Origin of the sequence: Methylotuvimicrobium buryatense 5G, assembly GCF_000341735.1 — a bacterium.
GTDB classification, from domain to species: domain Bacteria; phylum Pseudomonadota; class Gammaproteobacteria; order Methylococcales; family Methylomonadaceae; genus Methylotuvimicrobium; species Methylotuvimicrobium buryatense.
Window position 1 is genome coordinate 3307505 of record NZ_KB455575.1, and the last position, 19960, is coordinate 3327464.

Here is a 19960-nt window from a genome sequence, read left to right on the forward strand (position 1 = left end):
CTCTGATGATTAATGAATTATGCGGCAACCTGTACTCGTGAATTGAGAAGTCAGTCGCCGAATATTGAGAAAGGCAAGTTGTGAATGGTTAGTTAGCTTTGTTCCCACGGTAGATTATGAAAGCGCCAACCTCCCAGGTTACCGCGATGTTTGTCGTCGTCGAGAGGTCCTTCGAAGCCTTCCAATATATTGATAGGACGAGAATACCCTGCCGCCTCCAAGGCAGCCGCCGCATCCAACGATCGCTGCCCGCTTCGGCACAGCAACAACACAGGCGCATTTTTATCGGGAACCGCTTCAGCTGCCTGCTCGACAAACGCGGTATTGACTTGCCAATCCGGATATTCTTTCCATGGAATATGAACCGCACCGATCGGGTGACCGACGTGGCTATATTCCATTTTGGTCCTGACATCGACCAGTACGGCGCTCTGGTCGGTTTGCAATAATTGCCAAGCTTGTTTCGGTTCTAAATTTTCTACCATAATGGAATCGATCGGCTAAGTTTAGCAAATGACGTTAAAGGGGTGTTGTTCAAACAGATCGCAACGGATTCAATTTTTCGATCTTAGGCCCGTTAGAATTTGAATAAAATTATCTTTTCCTACCAATGAATTGAGCTTCATTCCTGAGCCCTAAACCTATGCTGCCTACCGATCCGTTTTCCCGATAATAAATCAGCTTTAATTCGGCAAATAATTCCAATAATTCGCCCTCAGCTAATAAAAAGTCGGGATTATTCGGCCCTCTTTCAACGACTTTCTCGCGGGTATACGTCTGATAAAATAACAAACCGCCGGGATTCAACGCGCCTATTATCGCATCACACAGACTCCGGTCAAGAAATCGACTGATAACAATGACATCGAAACGATAGCCGAAGAAAGATTTTTTATCGATAGCGCATTGCTTTGCCTGAATAGCCAAGCCTTTCTTGTCGGCATCATCTTGTAATTTTTCTACCGCTACGGTCGATATATCCCAGGCAAAAACAGCCAAGCCTGCCGTCGCAAGCAATCGAGCATTAGCGCCTAATCCGCAAGCCAAATCCAAAGCCGCACCATTTTGCGGCAACAAAAATGCATTACCCGATAAAACCTCAGCCGGCCGGTAATCCGAAATCTCGCCCAGCCGGTAAACGGCATCCCATTTTGCCGAAATTGCTGCCTTAGATTCCGTCAATACCAATCCGCCTGGGCAACCATTCCTGTAAAAAATCCAAAAACTTTCTGACCTTGGTAGACAAATATTTTCGATGCGGATAAACGGCATGTATCTCCAGGGGCGCCAATCCATAATCTTCCAATACCGGCATTAACTTACCTTTTTCGATATCCTTACCGACGATATACCTGGGTAACATCACCATTCCCAATCCCTCTATCGCGCCGACTCGAATCGGATCGGCCACGTTGGCGACTATGCGTCCTTTCACCTTGATCATCAAATCACCGTAAGGCCCCTTGAACCGCCATTGATCCCTCGGCGGAATCGACCAATTGACCAAACAACTATGATCGGTCAAGTCCTCGGGCGTTTTAGGAATGCCATATTGTTGAAAATAACCCGGAGCACCGCATACCACTAACGGAGAACTGGCGAGTTTGCGCGCAATCATACTGGAATCTTCAACGCCGCCCAAATTTATCGCGAGATCAATGCCCTCATCAATCAGGTCACCCATATTGCCTTGCAAAATGATAGTCACCTCCAGATCGGGATACAACTTGAGAAACTCCGATATCGCCGGCGCAATCTGGGTGGCGCCGATGACTTGCGGCGCACTGATTTTCAGCGTTCCGCGCGGCTCGGTCTGCAGTTGCGTTACCGTAGCTTCCATTTCTTCGATATCATCCAATACCTGTTGGCAACGTTCCAGATACGATGCGCCCATTTCTGTCAGACTCAGACTTCGCGTGGTTCTATTAAACAGACGGGTGCCTAAATGTTCTTCCAATTGCATGATATGTTTGGTTGCCATAGCTCTCGAAATATCCAAATCGCGCGCGCCGCCGGCAAAACTACCGGCCTTTGCCACCCGAACGAAAACATTCATACTGGTTAATTTGTCCATTTATCTCTCTTTGAGTTTCAAATGCTCGAGTCAACAGCTTAACCCGTTGCTCACGATAATTCCGTTTTAGAATCGCTCCGCGACCACAATACACAACTACCGCTTGCCATTTATTTCATTTTTACTTAATATTCGCGGCGCTATAATAGCGCCTTAAGCGAAATTTCAAGACTCCATCTTCCAAATAAACGTCTCGATAGATTAGTCTCAAGAAAAAGAGACTATTTTGCATGCCTTTTGTTTCTAATCAAGAAACAATTTATCAACAAATCACCCTATTGTCTGCTGAAATAATCTCTGTATAGTATTTCCCAAGTCCGCTGCAAAACTTCATTGCCTCACTAATAGTCAACGATATCCATGCATCGGAGACCCCTGATTAGTTGAATTTAACTGCAACTTGCTGGAATGCCATCGAATTGATAGAAAATTCCTATGCAGATTCGTTTACCATGTTCTAACCCTCCTGGTGTAGTACCAACAAGCAGTTCCTCCTCAAAACTCTGCTTGATTTTTCACCTCCCTCTGCCTCCAAGCATTGGGAGGTTTTTTTTGCCTCTTTAATCATGCTCGGCTATTTTTTCTAAATAATTCGACAATGTATTATTCGCGGCAGAACTATTCGTCGAGCAGTTGAATAACCAATCGTCGATATCGCATTGGGGCGAAAAACCCGATACCGCTTGTTTCAAAATCATCCGGACTTGCCTATAGTCGTCAACTAATGCAGCCTGCTCCATTGCCGACAACAATTTTTCAAGCTCATTCCAAGCAATAACCTCTTCTTCGGCCCGCATGATACGCGGATGGTCGGTTACGGAAACATTGTCGCCTATCAATAGCTCTTCATAGAGCTTTTCTCCCGATCGCAAACCAGTATATACAATCTCGATATCGCCGTCAGGTCGCGCATCACCCTTGACCGTTAAACCGCTAAGCTTGATCATACGTTTCGCCAAGTCCAAAATCTTGACCGGTTCGCCCATGTCCAAGACAAAAACATCGCCGCCCTGACCCATTGCTCCTGCCTGTATCACCAATTGGGCAGCTTCCGGTATCGTCATGAAATAGCGAATGATTTTCGGATCGGTCACAGTCACCGGCCCGCCCTTGGCAATTTGTTCACGGAATAACGGCACCACAGAGCCCGACGAGCCCAACACATTGCCGAAACGCACCATCGTAAAACGCGTTGTCCGCAGCTTTTGGTTTTCAATGCTTAAGGCCTGCAGAATCAGCTCGGCAAAGCGCTTGGTCGCCCCCATCGTATTGGTTGGACGTACCGCCTTATCGGTCGAAATTAATACGAAAGTCTCTACATTCGCTTCGATAGCGGCGCGGGCGGTATGTAAAGTGCCGAATATATTATTCCGTACCGCTTCGCCCGGGTTTTTCTCAACCATCGGCACATGCTTATAAGCGGCGGCATGATAGATCGTTTGCACACCGAATGCCCGGCAAATTTTTTCTACTCGACTCCCGTTAACCACCGACCCGAGAACGGCAATGATTTGCGTATCGACAACATCCGATTTTGCCAAATAAAGATTTAACTCCCTCTCGATCTCATAGAGCGCAAACTCGCATCGCTCGAATAAAATCAATGTCTTTGGTTGCAATTGAATAATTTGTCTGCACAACTCCGAGCCGATCGAACCGCCGGCACCGGTGACCATAACCTTTTTCCCGGCCGTATTGGCGGTCAATAAAGTCTGATCCGGAACCACGGCATCCCGACCCAGCAAATCGGCTATATCCACCTCTTGCAATTCATCGAACGTCACCTTCCCTTGCGCAATATCGGACATTCCCGGCATTGACCGAACATGGACCGGAAAAGGCTCCAATAGGCGAATAATCTCGCTCCTCCGGCTTCTGGCAACCGACGGCATCGCCAACAGAATATCGGTAACGGCAAATTTATCGATTAAATAACTTAACGCGGTAAACGGATGAATCTTAACGCCGTTAACTTTTTGCCCATGCAACATGCCATTGTCGTCAATAAATGCAATCGGCCGAAAATCATGGCCATGTGCTAATGCCGAAGACAATTGCACACCTGCACTTCCTGCCCCATAAATAATGACATTATTGCGGCGACACAATTCCGGATCGGCACTCCTTGCCATACGCGCATATTGCTCGCCAAACCACCATCGCGCCATAAACCGGCTCCCGCCGGCAAAGAACAATATGATCAACCAATTCAGCGGTGGCACCGTTCTCGGCACCAACCCGACTCTCAATTGAAATACTAAGGCGGCAAATATCAACGCATACAAAGTGACCGCTTGAACGATCGTCGCTAACGCTCTGACGCCGATATAACGAATAATCGCCCGGTACAGACCCATTCTGATAAAAATCGGAATGACAATACAGGGAGCCAATACGAACAAAACCCAAACACGGTCTTCAGGAACATAAAACTCACCAAAACGCAAAGAAAACGCCAGCCACAGCGCGAAGACCGCAAAAAAAACGTCCGCAGTCATCGTTATCGCCGCTTTTTTAGGGCGCGATAATCTTAAAAACCAGTCCGCTAAATTTTCCATGCTCTTTAACCCTTCCAAAATGAAACTCACCGAATTGCTCAACGTGCCGGTTATACCTGATCCGAATCGAAGCTGCTAACATCAAGTATTTCCGATCGAAAAACTTGCATGCTGATCGGCAGTTTTGTCATACACCGGCTCCGAGCGTTTCGATGTCGAACCCGACTACCGAACGACTTTCCTTGCTGAATTCAACGCCGATCAAATGTATCGGTATCCTTTCGGCTTTATATTTCTCGGTGTAGTTCTTATTCTTCAATTGCCGTAAGGCTTTGCCTTCCGGCACCAGTTCCACAACCTTGAATTCGAATAGATAGATTTGCCCGTTGAAATGCACTGTCATGTCGATACGGCCATGATTGGTCGCGTCTTCGAGCGTGACGGTCAAGCCCAACGCCGCGAAGTAGCTATAGAACACGGTCGCATAGTATCCTTCGTATTGCGCGATCGGGTTGTTGCGGTACCAATCGTGCGGAATGCCGGTGTAAAAGGCCGTGAATAAGTTTTGAAGACCTTCGAAATCGTTAACCAGCAATAAATCGTATAATTGACCGGCCTGCCTGCCGTAACGTGCCGGATCGACGGTCAAGGCTTGCAGCAGAACGCCGTTCAGACTCGCCTTCACTTCCAGATTCGGATACCCCAATGTCACTTGCGTCATCCCGGGTAAATTCCGCGACGATACGATTGTCAAATAACCGGTTTGGAACAATAAAGCTTCGCTGGCGATATGATCGACATCGAAAGTCGACAGTAAGGTTTCGGTCGCCAACAGTTTTTCGAAATCCGGCGTGAAAAAACCCCGTTGCATCAGCAGATCCACCAAAAAGGTCGGCGTGCCGGTCTCGAACCAGTAAGGTTTGAATTCACGCGTATCGAACAGAAGCAATAGATCAAAAGGATTATAAACCGCCTCGCCCAGCCAATTGTAACCATTGTACCAATCCCTGATTTTGCCCCGTTCAAGGCCTTGCAATTCCGGCGCGAATACCGTGTCGAGATCGGCTTCGGTATAACCGCATACCGCCGAATAGCGTTTGTCGACGGTGATATCCTGTAGATTATTCAAGCCCGAAAACAAGCTAACCTTGCTGAATTTGGATACGCCGGTCAAAAACGCAAAGCGGATATGCGCATCTTGCCCCTTGATCACCGAGTATAGATTGCGCAAGCCATCGCACATCTGCCGGGCGATGTCCGGGTTAGTAATGTTGTCGAGTATCGGTTTGTCGTATTCGTCGATTAATACAACCGCGCGTTGACCGTATTTTTGATGCGCCAACCTGATCATTTCTGAAAAATTACCGGAAATACTCGGCTGTTGAGGATCGATATCCAATTGTTTTCTATTGAAATCCAGAATTTCTCCGATTTTCTCATCCAAATCGGCTCGGCTCTGCAGCACACCTTCGGCAAAACTAATCCGAATCACCGGATACTGCTTAGCCCAATCCCATTTATCATGACAATAAAGCCCTTGAAACAATACTTCTTTGCCGGCAAATAATTCGGCCAGCGTGTCGAGAAACAAAGATTTACCAAAGCGCCTCGGTCGCGACAGAAAATAATATTTACCTTCGACCGCAAGCTTCAACGCATAAGCTGTCTTGTCGACATAGTAACAATCGTCTTCGCGTATTTCGCAGAAGGTTTGTATACCGATCGGAAGCTTTTTTCGCGTCATTTTGTTAAGCACTATTTAATAAAACGGTAGGCCGGATTAGCAAAGCGTCATACGCAAACATCATGATTCAATCATTAGTCGTGCCGGCGCCAAGCTTCAGAACTGCAACACACAAAGGCGCCATCGCAACGATACAGATCAACGGTGCCCAAGCTTCGTACACCACCGACACATAAGCCCAAGGCAGTAACCAAAACACATTTATCGCCAGCACGCTTTGCGTTACCTTTTTATGCGAATTTAAGCGCCTCGATAATATCTGATAGGCATGACTCCGGTGAGCCTGATACCAAATTTCCCCTCTCATTATTCGTCGACATAATGTTGTCGTGGCATCGACAATGAATACCGACATTAAAATCCACCAACACCACATATTCAGCCCCCCACTTATTGAGGTCATTAGGGCCATCAAACCTAAGATAAATCCCAAAAATCCGCTACAAGCATCACCCATGAAAATCTTCGCCGGCGGCCAATTCCATACTAAAAAACCGCCTACGCAAGCGGCCAATAATAATGTAATCAATGCCCAATACATTTGACCTTGCAGCCCCAGCAGCAAAACGGCCGCACCTGCCGTCGTCATTGCCTCAACACCCGCGAGCCCATCGATACCATCCATGAAGTTATAAAGGTTCAATAACCAAACGAGCATCAAGCTATAGAAAAAAAACAAAATTATCGAACTATCCAAGACCCAGGAAAACAATTGTATCCCCGGCAATTCCGGTAGCAAGAACAATGCGCCGGTTGCCGCGATAAAATGCACCAAAAAACGCCATTTAGCCGCCAACGGTTGATGATCATCCCAAAAACCAATTCCGGCAATCAAAGCACTTGACAGAATCAACACAGCTATGGTATGAGGGTCTGCCTCCAGTTCATAAATAACCGTTAACCCTATAATGGTGGATAAAAAGACAATAACAACAGCGAAACCACCTCCTCTAGGCGTCGGAACATCATGCGAACTTCGTAAATTTGGAATATCTATCAATCTTTTTTTTAGTGCGTATCGCCTAATTAGCCCAGTTAACAGATAACTTGCCGTAAAAACATATAAACATAATGCTATCGTTAAAACCATAATCAACCTATGACTGCCTATCATTGAGGCAAGCTCTTAATGAATAGCTGTTTGCCAAAAACCGGCAACAACAATCTGCATTCGACTTATTTTGATTGATAAGTCTCATCAATGAGTTAAATCTACAACGACGGGTTTCCCCTAGCGCAGCCTCATTGCATTTAGAATTTCGTGATAAATAACGCCCTGAAACTATGAGCTTTGTTGAGGTTTCGGTAACTCGTTTGACAGGACGCAGTGAACCCAGCACCTAAATTATTCAAGATAGTTAACCATAGCCAATGGATAGAATTTAGGTGCTGGGCGAATACGTCCATGTAGGCTTGACGGCGGCGACTGATTGCCATGGATGGCGTGTATTAGGGCACCAACAGTAGGCGCTTTAGGCGATGCAGGGCAGAAAAATGCTCCTGCATTTTCTGCATTCATTACATCCATGTAACTCAGCAATTGCCGAGGAGCAAAAATCTACAAACGCCATGGATGGCGTGAATGCAGATTTTGCAGGAGCAAAAACCTGCCCTGCCGCCGACACCTGCCAATCGAGCTACCGAAACCTCCATAAAATAGGGACGTCATTTTCGACCAAATCCTAAGAAGGGAATAACACCCCTTTTTGCTACTTAAAATACGCCTCGGCAGCTTTTTGCAATTGTGCTTCCATCGTAATGACTGGGCTCCATCCCAATAGCCTTTTAGCCTTTGTACTGTCAACCCGTAATGAACCCAATAAGCTTTTCGCAACCCCTGGTTCCCCGATAAGCTTAGCCGCAAAATACAACCAACTTACCGGCACCGGAATCAACAATAGTTTTCTTCCGAACGCCCTAGCGGTCATTTTCAATAAGTCTATCGTCGACACATCTTCGCCATCGGCAATCAAAAAAATTTCATTGGCTGCATTGGGATGATCGATACATATCACGATAAACTCCACTAAATTGTCCAGAGCTATCAGCGAGCGTTTGTTATCGACCGCACCGAACGGAAGCGGTATGCTTTTCGCCGCAAAATCCATAAGCCTTCTGAAATTACCGGGAGCATTGGGCCCATAGACCAGCGGCGGACGAATAATTACGACTTCCATTCCCGTTTCACTCGCTATTGCTTGTAGACCGCACTCCGCCTCATACTTCGACACGGCATAAGCTTCAACGGGGCTAGGTCTATCCATTTCGGTAAAAGGTTGTTCATTACTGTTGCCGTTGACGCCAATGGAACTGATAAAGACAAAGCGTTTGACGCCTGCTCTCGCCGCCTGCCTGGCTAAATTCAAGGTCCCTTCAACATTGACTTTCCGAAATTCGGCCAAGGGATCGGCGGAAGAATCATTCAAAACGTGTGCTCTTGCCGCCAAATGGACGATACCGTCAACATTCTTCAGAACCACTTGCCAATCCGTAGCGGCGGTAATTTCGCTAACCGTTACCGTCTCTATATTCGAATGAATAGAAGCGCTCTTATTTCTAACGATACCCGTAACCTCGTACTTTCCCGCATCCGTTAGTCGCTTGACAAGACCTTGCCCAATGAACCCGTTTACCCCCGTTACAAGAAGTTTCATCGATTACCCTGAACGACTGCATCATAAATCTGCATGGTTTTTTGGAGCATTGTTTGGAAAGTAAATTCTTTCTCAAACCGTTGCCTCCCATTTTGCCCCATCTGTATCCGCAAGGATTCCGACTCGACAAGGCTTGTAATGGCTTGAGCCAATGCATCTTCATCATCACGGTCGACCAATATTCCTGTCTTACCGTCTTGAACCGCCTCGGGCACACCGCCTACCCTTGACGCAATAACCGGTAGCCCGGCACGCATGGCTTCTAAAATCGTCAACGGCAGACCTTCCCAATTAGAAATTAGACAAAAGATATCCGCCTTCTCCAACAGAGTATCCACATCATTACGGGCTCCTAAGAATTTAACGCGTTCCGCCAGTCCATAATCCCTTGCTAAGTCAGTCATATTGCACATGGTCGGCCCATCGCCCACGAACTCAATGATCCATGGAAGATGTTTAAGCCGAGCCAGTGCCGTTAATAGGGCGTTATGGTTTTTGGGCGCCTCGAAACGCGCGACCATAATCAGCTTGATAACATGACCGAACGGCAGGTCTCTTTTTATTTTTCGATGGGAATCGGGTATGCCATTATGAATGGTCGTTAAAAGTTTTTCATTGCCAACACCCAAATCAAGCGCCAATTTTCTATCATAATTCGAGACCGTAATGATTTTATCCGCAAAATTCGCCATGAACCGTTCGATATGCTTATAAACCAAACGCCTCTTATTGGAAACGCCCTCGGTAAAAGACCAACCATGAACCGTGAACACAACTGGAATATTCAACCGTTTTGCGACCAAACGCCCCAAAATACCGGCTTTCGACGAATGAAGATGCAGTATATCCGGCTTAATTTTTGAAATGATCTCTTTAAGTTCAAAGAATCCACGCCAATCATTAGCGGGGCTAATTTGGCGGACCATGTGACGCAATGAAATACAAGACAAGTGATTGGCTTTCGCGCGCGCTTGAAAAACACCATGTCCGCCAACCAAAATATAGACCTCATGCCCCGCCTCTTGAACCCCTCGAACCAGATCAAGCAAGTGCACACTCGCTCCCCCCATGACATCGGAACGAGTAATGACATAAACAATTTTCAAAATAATTCCTCAAAGCCTCGAGAATGAAAACCGCCCCGGCAATCCTAAGGAACGAGCATGAGATAACTTAGACAACTGTTGGAAGGGGGTTCGGTGGCTCGATTGACAGGTGTCGGCGGCAGGGCAGATTTTTGCTCCTGCAAAATCTGCATTCACGCCATCCATGGCGTTTGCAGATTTTTGCTCCTGCACAATCTGCATTCACGCCATCCATGGCAATCAGATTCCGCCGTCAAGCCTACAGGGACGTATTCACGGCGTCCTGTCAAGCGAGTCACCGAACCTCCGCAAAGCCTACCACTTGTATAAGTTATTTTGTGCATATTCCTAAATAGGTTATTTTCGCTATTATACGCTTAAAAACGATGCCTCCAGCGCCGCGCAAAGGTCAGAAGCTTAGGCGGTATTGACAACAACAATGCGATTTTGATGTACAAACCCCACAACCCTAAATCTTTTACCAATTTTAGAATGCTTATGGCACTACCGTAATCCCCTGTCTCGCACATTCCCGCGCATGTATAAAAAGCAATCCGTGAAAAAAGTAACGAAATTGACTCCCGCCGATGCGTGCCCTCTACTTCCGACAGTAATTGACTGAGATAAAGCAAAGATCCGGGGGCCTCGCTCTCGCGCATCCGCACGCTTCGATTGACCGCATCTCGATTGTACACCGCGGTGATGACGGCAGCATGAGCTACCTCATAATCTAGCGCTAATCTTGTCCAAGCAATTAAATCGGGCCCCTTTTTTACACCGACCGGAAAACCACCAACAGACAACATCGCATCTTTTCTAACACATGCCGTCGTTGAATTAATTAAGGACAGGCCATTCGCAAAGCGGCAAAAAAAATCATCGACATAACCATTAAAATTCTGCGGATATGGCATTCCCGGAACTATCGTTGTTCCATCATGAAAGATTTCGTGCATCGTACTAAACAAAGCCGCGTTAGGATAAGATTTGATCAAATGCTGCAATCTCTCAATATGATTGTCATACCAATAATCGTCAGCATCTAGAAAGGCGACATAACAACCTTTTGCCTCCCTAAGCCCAGCATTTCGCGCACTACTTTCCCCCTGGTTCGTTTGTCGTATTAATTTGATCAAAGGATTTTGAAGGCTTTCTACGATATCCGCACCGTTGTCTGTCGAACCATCATCGACCACGATAATTTCTAACGGCAACACTTTTTGCGAAAGGACACTAGCTAACGTATGAGCGATATGCGGGGCTTTGTTATAAAGCGGAATGACTGTGGATATCGTTGGCAGCACGTTAAAGTCTCCGATAATTCTTAAATAGTCTTGCCAAAAAAATTACTAGTTGAAAGAACCGGTACTCCCCTGTCGCCAGTTGCACACGAAAACATTCGGTTAACGCACCCAGGATGTCGTTGCCGCTGGTTCCCTCGGTAGAAAACTCCCCGGCAACAAAATCGGCTTTGACAATATTAGCGCCGCTATCACCCACTTTCTTTAAAAAGAATTGATCCGCCGCCATCGGAAATCGGTGAGAATATAAACCGAATTTTTCATGCAAGCCTTTACGAATAGCGGTTCCGACGGCATGGCTACTGACATAGGCAAACTGCCCGTACAACCAGGGCCAAGGCCGCCTTACACTATGAACAATACCATCGGCGAAAACCTTTGCGGTGATTATATCGACATCGGAATCGTCTACAGCCGAGCGAAACGCCGCCACTGCTTCCGGAAACAGTCTGTCGTCGGCACCTAAAACCAGATAGTATTTTCCGCTTGCCATCGTAACAGCACGATTCAACGCATCATAAATCCCAAAATCCGGTCTTGAATCCACTGCTAAATTTAGGTCTTTAACTTGAGCCAATAGCTCTAATGTATTATCAGAGGAAGCCCCATCGGCAACGACCCATTCAAAATCTTGATCGGTCTGAAGCCTGAGACTTTCTATTAATCTTGGCAATACAGATGCGGCATTATAAGTCGCCGTTATAATACTCAGCGTTGGCTTATTTCGATTAATGTCACTTGTCACTGGAATTTTTGATTATTTGATAAATATAACTTTTGCCGGCTAAATTTCGAAACCGGGCAGCCTACCTAAATTAATGGGCAAAATTGGAAGTACGAAAGATAGAATCATTATTAAACTGACGAGACTAATGATTGATAAAGCCGGCTATATTGATTAGCCACGATCGAATAGGAAAAACGCGCGACCGCATCCGTCCGTGCATTTTGACTCAACTCATCGTTACGCTTTTCGTCTTGCATTACCCATTGAATACCCCATGCCAAATCTTCAATATCAAAGGCACGGGCTAAATAACCGGAGTGTTTATGTCGAACAATATCGGGCAAGCCGCAAGTATCGAAGGCAATCACCGGAGTCCCGCAAGCGAGCGACTCAACACCGGCATTAGGTAAGTTGTCCTGGCGCGACGGCACGACAATTGCGTCCGCCGCACTATAAAAAAGACGCAAACTCACATCGTCGTGCAAATGACCTGTGTAATGCATTGGAAACCCGAATCCCTGGGGGTGTTTCGGAGCCAATTGTCCAAGTACCAATAGCTCTAAATCCGGCATCAAACCCTGTAAATGCAACAAAGACGCTTGCAATAAATCGAAGCCTTTACGAAAATCGCTTACGCCCCCTATTGCACCGAATAACAACAAAGGCACATCTTCGGGTAAATGCAATAATTGCCGTGCCAAAGCTTTGTCGACCGGGGACCATTTTTCGGTATCGATTGCATTCGGTATCACCGTTAACGGCCAATCGCCCATCAATACGCTTTTTCGAACGCAGTCGGCCAACCAGTGACTTGGAGTCACAATATGGAACGGCCGCTGCCAATGTTTTCGCTTGTGCTTCCAAACCCAGCGGTTGACATCCAGTCCTCGTTCGGAATCCGGCCTATTTTCTTTTGTATAGCCCTCTTGCCATCGTTGATGCTCAGGATAATGTTCTGCGCCGCTAAATGCCCACATGTCGTGCAATGTCCAAACGATAGGCTTGTTGAGGCGAGCAATGTCGGAGATCGACATCATTTCATCATTGACCCAATGCAGATGAATGACACCACTATCCGATGCATTCAAATTTTTTGAGCGATTTGAAGGCAATATCGCGAGGGAATTGAATGTCGAATTCCCCGAACTCAAAGACTTTGAGCACAAAGCGCCCAATAATGGACGCAATTTACTAATGGCTTTAGACCATTTTGATTGGGGTCCCATTACCGTCCAATCACCCGCCTGCGCATTGGCAACACACATACGCGAATCAATACCTTGCTGTCGTAAGGCATGATGGATGCGATAAGCCGCTCGGGCAGCACCACCGCTGATATCGGAACAATTAAGATGGGTAACTTTCAAGGTTTTATCGCCTCTAGGTACATCGATTCCGCGCCCTTTCGCGGAAGACCATTCGCATTGACATCCAAGGGCTCGAATGGAAAATCGGAAATAGCCGATGTTGTTGCGGACATTCGCCGCACATCCTTAAAGCCGGCTTGCAAAAGTAAACATTCAATCGTATGAAAATCATACATCCATGCATGTTTTTCCCCAACTCCGGTTAAACTGACATTTTGTTGCCGAAAGGTTGAAGGTAATAGCGACACAATTCCTTTTATATAAAATTGCTCCAGCTTATTAATAATCTTTTTGGGGTTTTTGATGAGTCTTGACCAACGATTCCCCGGCAAAGTCCGAACCTGCGCATGCAGATCATACCCAGTGCGCTGCCGGACGAACTCAATCATCTCTCGTTGTTCACTAGGCTCGAAGTTTAGCCTCGCATAATAGGCAGCCAATTCACCGCCAGAAACCCGACGCACACATTGGTCTAGCATTTCCAACATCAAAAAATCGGCCTTTTCGTGTTGCTCTCCTCCTGAACGCCGCAGAGACAGATAGGTATCGCACAATTCCTCCCAATCCGGCAAGACCAAACGTAAAACGCCGCCGCTTTTGGTGATACGAAAACATTCCGATATGAAGCCGCTAACTAATTCACGCGGTATATGCTCAATAAAGTGCGAGGAATACACAACATCCGCTTGCGCGTCCGATAATGGAAGCCGACCTAATAAATCGGCTTGACTGACATGAGAAGAGTGCGGCATATAATCATAATTCTTCCAGCCTTCGACATAAACATCTCCGCATCCGATATTAACAAGCATACTCATAATATTTACCATATAAAGTGAAGACTCGGCCCAAGATAACTATCTAGACAAGCCGAGCTCGAAAAACAATCATATAATTTTCCAATGAGATAAGTCTCTGTCTATTAATTTTTCAAGTCTTTCGATATCGTTTTTATATAAATAGAAAAGCCTTTCTTTAGTCGCTTTATCTAGTGTTGGCTTAACTAAATTCGACTCTTGTATTTTATCTAATTTTTGATTCAATTTTTCAGTTCCAAAAAACCAAGTGAGAAGCTTTTTTAAGGTTGGCTTAAATGGATATTTGCTTTTTATAATTGAATCGAGACACTTGTACTTTGGAACCCCTGTTTTATTTTTAAATGACGGATCACGAAATTGAAAAGTTTCATCGATACCAAGAAAAATGCATAATTCTTTTAAACATTTTTCTTTATCTTTTAAAAAATCATCGAATATTATAATTTTTACATCGTCAAAGTTTTCCAGATAAGACTTGACTGACTGATAGTAAAAGCCGGGTTTTGTGATAAAAAAACCATACCATATATTTTCCTTAACCCAGTCATCTTCTTTTCTCAAAACCTCCTCAATACTGAGCTGGTCGAATCCATCTCTTACAATATGTAAGTAATTTGAATAAGCTCTATCTATCGGGTTTCTAAGAATTAAAATAATTTTGACCGATTCCCCTAACTCCGATTTGATATTTTTTATTGATTCTTCATAATAATATAGATAATCAGGAGAAATATCGCCAATCGCCTTATTATGCTTATCGACGAATAAATTATAATATTCTTTCTTATTCGATATTATCTTAGTCCATTGTTTTTTTGAGAATGGATTTATATTCTTGTCCGAGATATTTGAAAAGTATCTACATTCTTTTATCTCTGGCAAAAAAACGTCAGGATGTTGCTTTAAATAGCCATCCAGCGATGTAGTTCCGGACTTTGCGGCACCGGCAATCAAAAAGTTTGGCCTACTCATATTTCATCGACCGAGTACCCAAGAATGTCGAGAAGTTCTTTTGTTTCCGATATTATGTATTGCCGAACACTTGCATCCATATCGGCAGCAGCTTTACCCGTACCGACAAATTGTAACTTTCTTAATGGATCGTGTTTATTATAGAGAGATTCATTCTGTTTCATGCTTTCAAGACTCACAAGCTCAATCGCCTCATTTGCAGTATCGGAAGAAATACCGACTCCCAAATTAGTGTATAACTCAATGATTGCATCGAGTGTATTTTTTCTTAAATCTTCGAACTTGAGCACATGCATTCGTTGTGACTTGGGCTTGTTTAACCATCCTTCGACATGACTTTTCCAAGCCTGAATACCATATTTTTTATTTGTAACAAAATCTATGAGCGAACCTGAGAATTGTTGCCTTTGTGCCATAAACCCATAGTAGCTATTCATGACGCTTACAGGATTTCTAACCAAGTAAATAACATGATTGTAAAATGGGCAATATCCGTAATGGCTTTTTATAAATCTAAACTTTGGCATATCCCACATTGGCTCGTCAATGATTGATCGGGAAACTTGAACGTCCGGAATAATCTGAGAAATATTATAATATGTTGCTCTATGAATAGACCCAGACTCGATCAAATTAATATTGGCGATGATACTGGAAAACCAAGTCACTCCACTTTTAGGAAACTCGACTATATAAATATCGCTATTCTTTGTTTTTTGCGGCAAATATTTATAATATTTATATTCAATCAGTTTTTCTTTTGCAAAAGCAATCATATTATCAGTCCTTGTAATAGCCATACTTCCCCAGACTTAGCTTAAAACTCTGGGATAATTTTTTGTTAGCGTCTTCATAGATCTCCAAAATCGCCTTCCTTTGCTCAGAACTCATAGATATGGACTTGCTAATATGATCATTTTTTGAAAGCACAATCGAACGCAACCATTCTTTTTGTCTTTTTGAAAGCTTGATTTTAGCAATAGGCAAATATTTTTCTTTGAAAAAATATAACTTATCCAAAAGCGTCGTTTTTCTTATTCTCTTATAACCGTGACTAGTGCTTCGAATATTCTCTTGCTTATCTATGAATTCTTTTTGTATGCAATTGCCATCGACACCCAAAAAATCACATAAATTATTATAAAATTCTTTAGGATCATGTTGGAGTTGTTCGAATACGATTACATGGATATTTCTGTCGCCGAATATTTTTTTATATTGAGAAACAACATCATTATAATCCAGAGATTTTTTAAATGCATGCTCACTTTTATCTTCTAAAAATAAACTTAAAAATTTTAAAAAAGTATCCGTCTCATTATATTTAGAATAATAATGCGTATATGATTGCGCATAAAGAGATGCTATCATGTCATCATGCTTTCTTATTGAAATTAGAATTTTTACGTCATATCGATTCTCATCAAATGCTCTTCTTAAAGCCATGGCAATATTATTACAACTAGGTAAATAATCTTTCCCTTTTATCCTTGATATCCGCAAGCAATCGAATAAAAATGCCTCTTCTGAAAGAATAGCTTTATTTTTTATTACGCTATCATCAAGAGTGCTGCTTATTTGCGATCTGACTTCATCATTGAAAATTATTTTAGCTATCAGTTCATCTTCGAATACAAATTTATTTTCCTTATCATAAAATTTACCTAAATATTGTATATCTTCAATATTTGGAAAAAAATGGTTTTGCAAGGTAGTCGTCCCTGTTTTTGGGTAACCAATATGAATAAATATTGTTTTTTTATTTTCCATTTTTATCCCAACTGATCCAATAAAATGTCAACAACGCCTTAGTTTGAAGTTTGAAGTTTATTCTAGTTCCTTTAAAAATGGCATTGCCTAAATATATAGCCAAAAAATAAGAAATTAAAGTCGCAAAAGCAGCGCCAATAAGACCATAATGGTTAATGAGTATTAAGTTAAGCACAACATTAATCACCGCTCCGACAACTAGATTAAACGATATCAGCTTTTGCTTATTCTCAGCCGTATACCACATCCTGGAACCATTATTCATAAAAATAAATATATTAGACCATATATAAATAATTAAAATACCGACTGACGGCAAGTATTCGGAACCAAAAGCAGTTTCGACAATTTCTTCCGAAAACAAAGTAATTGCTATCGATATTACAACCGAAATAAGTATCAGAAGCCTATATAAGTTTAAGAGCCTTTGATAATACAACTTTTCGTCGACTTTTTTTGCATTCAATACGGCTGGAAATAATGAGGTAGTCACCGCAGCAGTAATAAATAACCATACTTCTGTTAACCTTACTGCAACGGCATAATAACCCACCGATACAGGCCCCATAATCTCCTTAATCATTACTTGATCGATTTTCATATAAACCGATATAGCAACACCGGATATTATCATCGGCCAGGATTCTTTAAGTAGCTTTCTGGCGATGGCTAAATCGAATATTCGGTAAAATGTTGGTTTTTTTTGTAATCGATAGGCGACAATATAACTGATGGCAAGACTAAGACTATCGACAAGCACAACGAGTACAAACCATAAAAGCTCCGCTTTAACCAAAACCAAATATATTTTGATAAGTGACGACAATGCTAGCTGAATAGTCTTGCAAATGGAAACGACTTTTCCTTGTACTTTAGATTGAAAATAAAAATCAATAACCTCAAAACCTTGGAAAATTATTCCCGCCCCTATAATAAAAATATATAGATTAGTCGTCGCATCGTTTGATGTGAAAGGAAGAATAACCGCGATAAATGTCAAGGCTAGAATTGCACCTATAATTTTTAACCAAAATGCCGTTCCCAAATACTTGTCACGTTCATTCGGCTCGTTTACTAAGTCCCTTATCAATATCCCGTCAAAACCTAATTTTGCCACACACCCAAAAATAGCGGTAAACGAAAGCACATAACTCAACACACCAAATTGTTCCGGCCCCAGAAATCGAGCCACCCATATTCCAACAAGCAACCCGGCGACTATGCGTAAGACCTTCTCGCTCATTAGCCATAGGATATTATTCAAATAACGTATAAACCCTCGCTTTTTGATAATCGATCTAATCCTATTAGGGATATTATTCAACATTCAATAATACCTATTTTTTAAAATCATGCTATTCCAGAATTGCCCATCTCAATAATTTACTTGTGAATATTCAGTTCCCTGGCAATTATCGTTCCCACGCTTTGCGTGGAAACGATAGGGAAAGTGAATATACCTTTCGCACTTCAAATTTCGGCAGTGCCTGAGGAGGCGCCGAGGTGCTCGGCAAAGGCTTTGCCAGCATAGAGCCTACAGGGACGTATTCACGGCGTCCTTTGATGTGCATCCCGGCAGCAATTCCCAATTTGGAGATCAAAAAGGGTGTGGGGTATGCTTGGCGAGGATGTCGGCAGCAGGGGCAGATTTTTGCTCCTCGGCAATTGCTCCTGCATTGCCCTACTACACGCCATCCTTGGCGTAATGCAAAATCTGCATTCACACCATCCTTGGCGCTTAGCTGCCGCCAAGCCCCCATGGATGGGTTTACGGCGTTCCTCGACAGGCATACCCCACACCCTAAAATCGGCGAAACTACTCAAACTGGGAATTGCTGGTATCACACAGCACCCTTTGACGGACACTCCGGTGCCGAATTTTGATCTACGATCGCTATATCAAAGAGATGGGCTGAATATTTACCGAAATGTTCGTTGGATTTTTGCCTCGAGAAAGGTACGACTACAGAAAATACCCAATGCGAATAGCCTTTCCCTCATTGAATTTTACCACCTCCCGAAAGCAATATTGGCGGCATTTGCACGAAAAAGCCCTTGGCTTTAAGGCTCTCGATCACTTTCCCTGAATCTTCGCGGGCCAATTTTCTATCCGACGTCAACTCGAGTTCCATCACGAATTGCATCGGACTCATTGACTTGAACAAAGTATCCGGCACTTCGGTAAAGTCGTCTTTTTTATCGATGTACAAATAAAGCTCTTCTTTTTTTAGACTTTTATAAATAAAACACTGCATAATCGGATTCTTTTAAACGACAACGGATTGAGCATTTTAGCTGTTTTTGTTTAGAATCCCTATGCCGATTAATTTACGATTCCCTCATGGCCAAATCCTCATTCGACTCTTCCCGCTTTTTTACCACCGCCTGCAATTTCGAAGGCTCGCTGATTCTAGTCGCCGCTTTGTTGGGCTGGTTCGCCGGTATTAACCCTTTTGCCGATCTTTATTTTTCCGAACAAGCGCTTTTTTACGGTATTGTCGGCACGGTGCCGTTATTTATATTTTTTTTCGCGCTAGAGCAAATCAATATCCCGTCGATTCGTAAAATTCGCAGCTTACTGGTCGACACTTTGGGTTCCGGGCTGAAAACGTGCCATTGGACCGATATTTTTTTTCTCGCCGCGATCGCAGGATTTTCAGAGGAGTTATTGTTTAGAGGATTGATTCAACCGTGGATCGAAGCGTCTTGGGGTATAGCGGCGGGACTTATCGGCAGTAATATCATTTTTGGATTGGTCCATGCCGTGACACCGCTTTATGCGCTACTGGCAACCTTAATCGGTATTTATCTCGGCTTGGCAATGGACTTCGGCGGCGAAAGAAACCTGATGACGCCGATGATCATTCACGGACTCTACGATTTTCTGGCGTTTTTGATGATTATGAAATCGTTCCGTCGCGGTAGCGAATAGTGGTGTCTTTTTCTTTAT

Annotated in this window: 19 protein-coding genes; 1 reads left to right on the plus strand and 18 read right to left on the minus strand. The window is 43.7% G+C overall.

What is annotated here, in order from left to right:
* Positions 1-92: 92 nt before the first annotated feature.
* The 18 genes from METBU_RS0114965 to METBU_RS0115050 all read right to left on the minus strand — a co-directional run bounded on the left by METBU_RS0114965 (position 93) and on the right by METBU_RS0115050 (position 19265).
* Positions 93-485, minus strand: coding sequence for a rhodanese-like domain-containing protein (locus METBU_RS0114965; RefSeq protein ID WP_017841404.1), 393 nt, complete (start codon positions 483-485; stop codon positions 93-95).
* Between the two features lie 109 nt (positions 486-594).
* A complete protein-coding gene (locus METBU_RS0114970; protein ID WP_017841405.1) occupies positions 595-1182 on the minus strand; it encodes a class I SAM-dependent methyltransferase in 588 nt (195 codons plus the stop codon).
* Positions 1169-2074, minus strand: coding sequence for a LysR family transcriptional regulator (locus METBU_RS0114975; RefSeq protein WP_017841406.1), 906 nt, complete (start codon positions 2072-2074; stop codon positions 1169-1171). The genes METBU_RS0114970 and METBU_RS0114975 overlap by 14 nt, the downstream gene beginning before the upstream one ends.
* 560 nt (positions 2075-2634) lie before the next feature.
* The gene (locus METBU_RS0114980) at positions 2635-4632 is read right to left on the minus strand and encodes a polysaccharide biosynthesis protein (protein WP_017841407.1); all 1998 of its coding nucleotides are present in this window, start codon (positions 4630-4632) and stop codon (positions 2635-2637) included.
* A gap of 127 nt (positions 4633-4759) precedes the next feature.
* On the minus strand, positions 4760-6316 hold the full coding sequence (locus METBU_RS0114990; protein WP_017841408.1) for an ATP-binding protein: 1557 nt from the start codon (positions 6314-6316) through the stop codon (positions 4760-4762).
* 67 nt (positions 6317-6383) lie between these two features.
* Positions 6384-7172 carry an MraY family glycosyltransferase gene (locus METBU_RS0114995; RefSeq protein ID WP_017841409.1) on the minus strand — a complete coding sequence of 263 codons (789 nt, stop codon included), beginning with the start codon at positions 7170-7172 and terminating at the stop codon, positions 6384-6386.
* 853 nt (positions 7173-8025) lie between these two features.
* Entirely contained in the window at positions 8026-8970 is a 945-nt protein-coding gene (locus METBU_RS0115000) for a UDP-glucose 4-epimerase family protein (RefSeq protein WP_017841410.1), read from the minus strand.
* Positions 8967-10076: a glycosyltransferase family 4 protein gene (locus METBU_RS0115005; protein ID WP_017841411.1), complete on the minus strand. Its 1110-nt coding sequence runs from the start codon at positions 10074-10076 to the stop codon at positions 8967-8969. The genes METBU_RS0115000 and METBU_RS0115005 overlap by 4 nt, the downstream gene beginning before the upstream one ends.
* A 9-nt stretch (positions 10077-10085) precedes the next feature.
* The gene (locus tag METBU_RS26530) at positions 10086-10277 is read right to left on the minus strand and encodes a hypothetical protein (RefSeq protein WP_083877740.1); all 192 of its coding nucleotides are present in this window, start codon (positions 10275-10277) and stop codon (positions 10086-10088) included.
* A gap of 155 nt (positions 10278-10432) precedes the next feature.
* Positions 10433-11359, minus strand: a complete 927-nt coding sequence (locus METBU_RS24290; RefSeq protein ID WP_014146584.1) for a glycosyltransferase family 2 protein — start codon at positions 11357-11359, stop codon at positions 10433-10435.
* A 1-nt stretch (position 11360) separates the two neighbouring features.
* Positions 11361-12101, minus strand: coding sequence for a glycosyltransferase (locus METBU_RS0115015; RefSeq protein WP_017841412.1), 741 nt, complete (start codon positions 12099-12101; stop codon positions 11361-11363).
* A gap of 110 nt (positions 12102-12211) precedes the next feature.
* Positions 12212-13450: a glycosyltransferase family 4 protein gene (locus tag METBU_RS0115020; RefSeq protein ID WP_017841413.1), complete on the minus strand. Its 1239-nt coding sequence runs from the start codon at positions 13448-13450 to the stop codon at positions 12212-12214.
* Complete coding sequence (locus tag METBU_RS0115025; RefSeq protein WP_175421647.1) at positions 13447-14268, minus strand: class I SAM-dependent methyltransferase; 822 nt, start codon at positions 14266-14268, stop codon at positions 13447-13449. Before METBU_RS0115025 ends, METBU_RS0115020 begins: the two co-directional genes overlap by 4 nt.
* Positions 14269-14337: 69 nt before the next feature.
* A complete protein-coding gene (locus METBU_RS0115030) occupies positions 14338-15240 on the minus strand; it encodes a sulfotransferase family protein (protein ID WP_017841415.1) in 903 nt (300 codons plus the stop codon).
* Complete coding sequence (locus METBU_RS0115035; protein ID WP_175421646.1) at positions 15237-16016, minus strand: sulfotransferase domain-containing protein; 780 nt, start codon at positions 16014-16016, stop codon at positions 15237-15239. The genes METBU_RS0115030 and METBU_RS0115035 overlap by 4 nt, the downstream gene beginning before the upstream one ends.
* A gap of 4 nt (positions 16017-16020) precedes the next feature.
* Positions 16021-17010 carry a sulfotransferase domain-containing protein gene (locus METBU_RS0115040; protein WP_017841417.1) on the minus strand — a complete coding sequence of 330 codons (990 nt, stop codon included), beginning with the start codon at positions 17008-17010 and terminating at the stop codon, positions 16021-16023.
* Positions 17000-18337, minus strand: a complete 1338-nt coding sequence (locus METBU_RS0115045) for a flippase (RefSeq protein ID WP_017841418.1) — start codon at positions 18335-18337, stop codon at positions 17000-17002. Before METBU_RS0115045 ends, METBU_RS0115040 begins: the two co-directional genes overlap by 11 nt.
* A gap of 670 nt (positions 18338-19007) precedes the next feature.
* On the minus strand, positions 19008-19265 hold the full coding sequence (locus tag METBU_RS0115050) for a YcgL domain-containing protein (protein ID WP_014146576.1): 258 nt from the start codon (positions 19263-19265) through the stop codon (positions 19008-19010).
* An 86-nt stretch (positions 19266-19351) separates the two neighbouring features.
* On the opposite strand from METBU_RS0115050, the gene METBU_RS0115055 reads away from it, so the two are divergent.
* Positions 19352-19942: a CPBP family intramembrane glutamic endopeptidase gene (locus tag METBU_RS0115055; RefSeq protein WP_014146575.1), complete on the plus strand. Its 591-nt coding sequence runs from the start codon at positions 19352-19354 to the stop codon at positions 19940-19942.
* Positions 19943-19960 lie beyond the last annotated feature (18 nt).

Bases quoted from the DNA above. Each gene is read 5' to 3' on its own strand.
- METBU_RS0115050 (WP_014146576.1), bottom strand. From the start codon at position 19,265: ATGCAGTGTTTTATTTATAAAAGTCTAAAAAAAGAAGAGCTTTATTTG.
- METBU_RS0114965 (WP_017841404.1), bottom strand. From the start codon at position 485: ATGGTAGAAAATTTAGAACCGAAACAAGCTTGGCAATTATTGCAAACC.
- METBU_RS0114990 (WP_017841408.1), bottom strand. From the start codon at position 6,316: ATGACGCGAAAAAAGCTTCCGATCGGTATACAAACCTTCTGCGAAATA.
- METBU_RS26530 (WP_083877740.1), bottom strand. From the start codon at position 10,277: ATGCAGATTGTGCAGGAGCAAAAATCTGCAAACGCCATGGATGGCGTG.
- METBU_RS0115045 (WP_017841418.1), bottom strand. From the start codon at position 18,337: ATGTTGAATAATATCCCTAATAGGATTAGATCGATTATCAAAAAGCGA.
- METBU_RS0115040 (WP_017841417.1), bottom strand. From the start codon at position 17,010: ATGGAAAATAAAAAAACAATATTTATTCATATTGGTTACCCAAAAACA.
- METBU_RS0115035 (WP_175421646.1), bottom strand. From the start codon at position 16,016: ATGATTGCTTTTGCAAAAGAAAAACTGATTGAATATAAATATTATAAA.
- METBU_RS0114980 (WP_017841407.1), bottom strand. From the start codon at position 4,632: ATGGAAAATTTAGCGGACTGGTTTTTAAGATTATCGCGCCCTAAAAAA.
- METBU_RS0115030 (WP_017841415.1), bottom strand. From the start codon at position 15,240: ATGAGTAGGCCAAACTTTTTGATTGCCGGTGCCGCAAAGTCCGGAACT.
- METBU_RS0115055 (WP_014146575.1), top strand. From the start codon at position 19,352: ATGGCCAAATCCTCATTCGACTCTTCCCGCTTTTTTACCACCGCCTGC.
- METBU_RS0115000 (WP_017841410.1), bottom strand. From the start codon at position 8,970: ATGAAACTTCTTGTAACGGGGGTAAACGGGTTCATTGGGCAAGGTCTT.
- METBU_RS0115025 (WP_175421647.1), bottom strand. From the start codon at position 14,268: ATGAGTATGCTTGTTAATATCGGATGCGGAGATGTTTATGTCGAAGGC.
- METBU_RS0114975 (WP_017841406.1), bottom strand. From the start codon at position 2,074: ATGGACAAATTAACCAGTATGAATGTTTTCGTTCGGGTGGCAAAGGCC.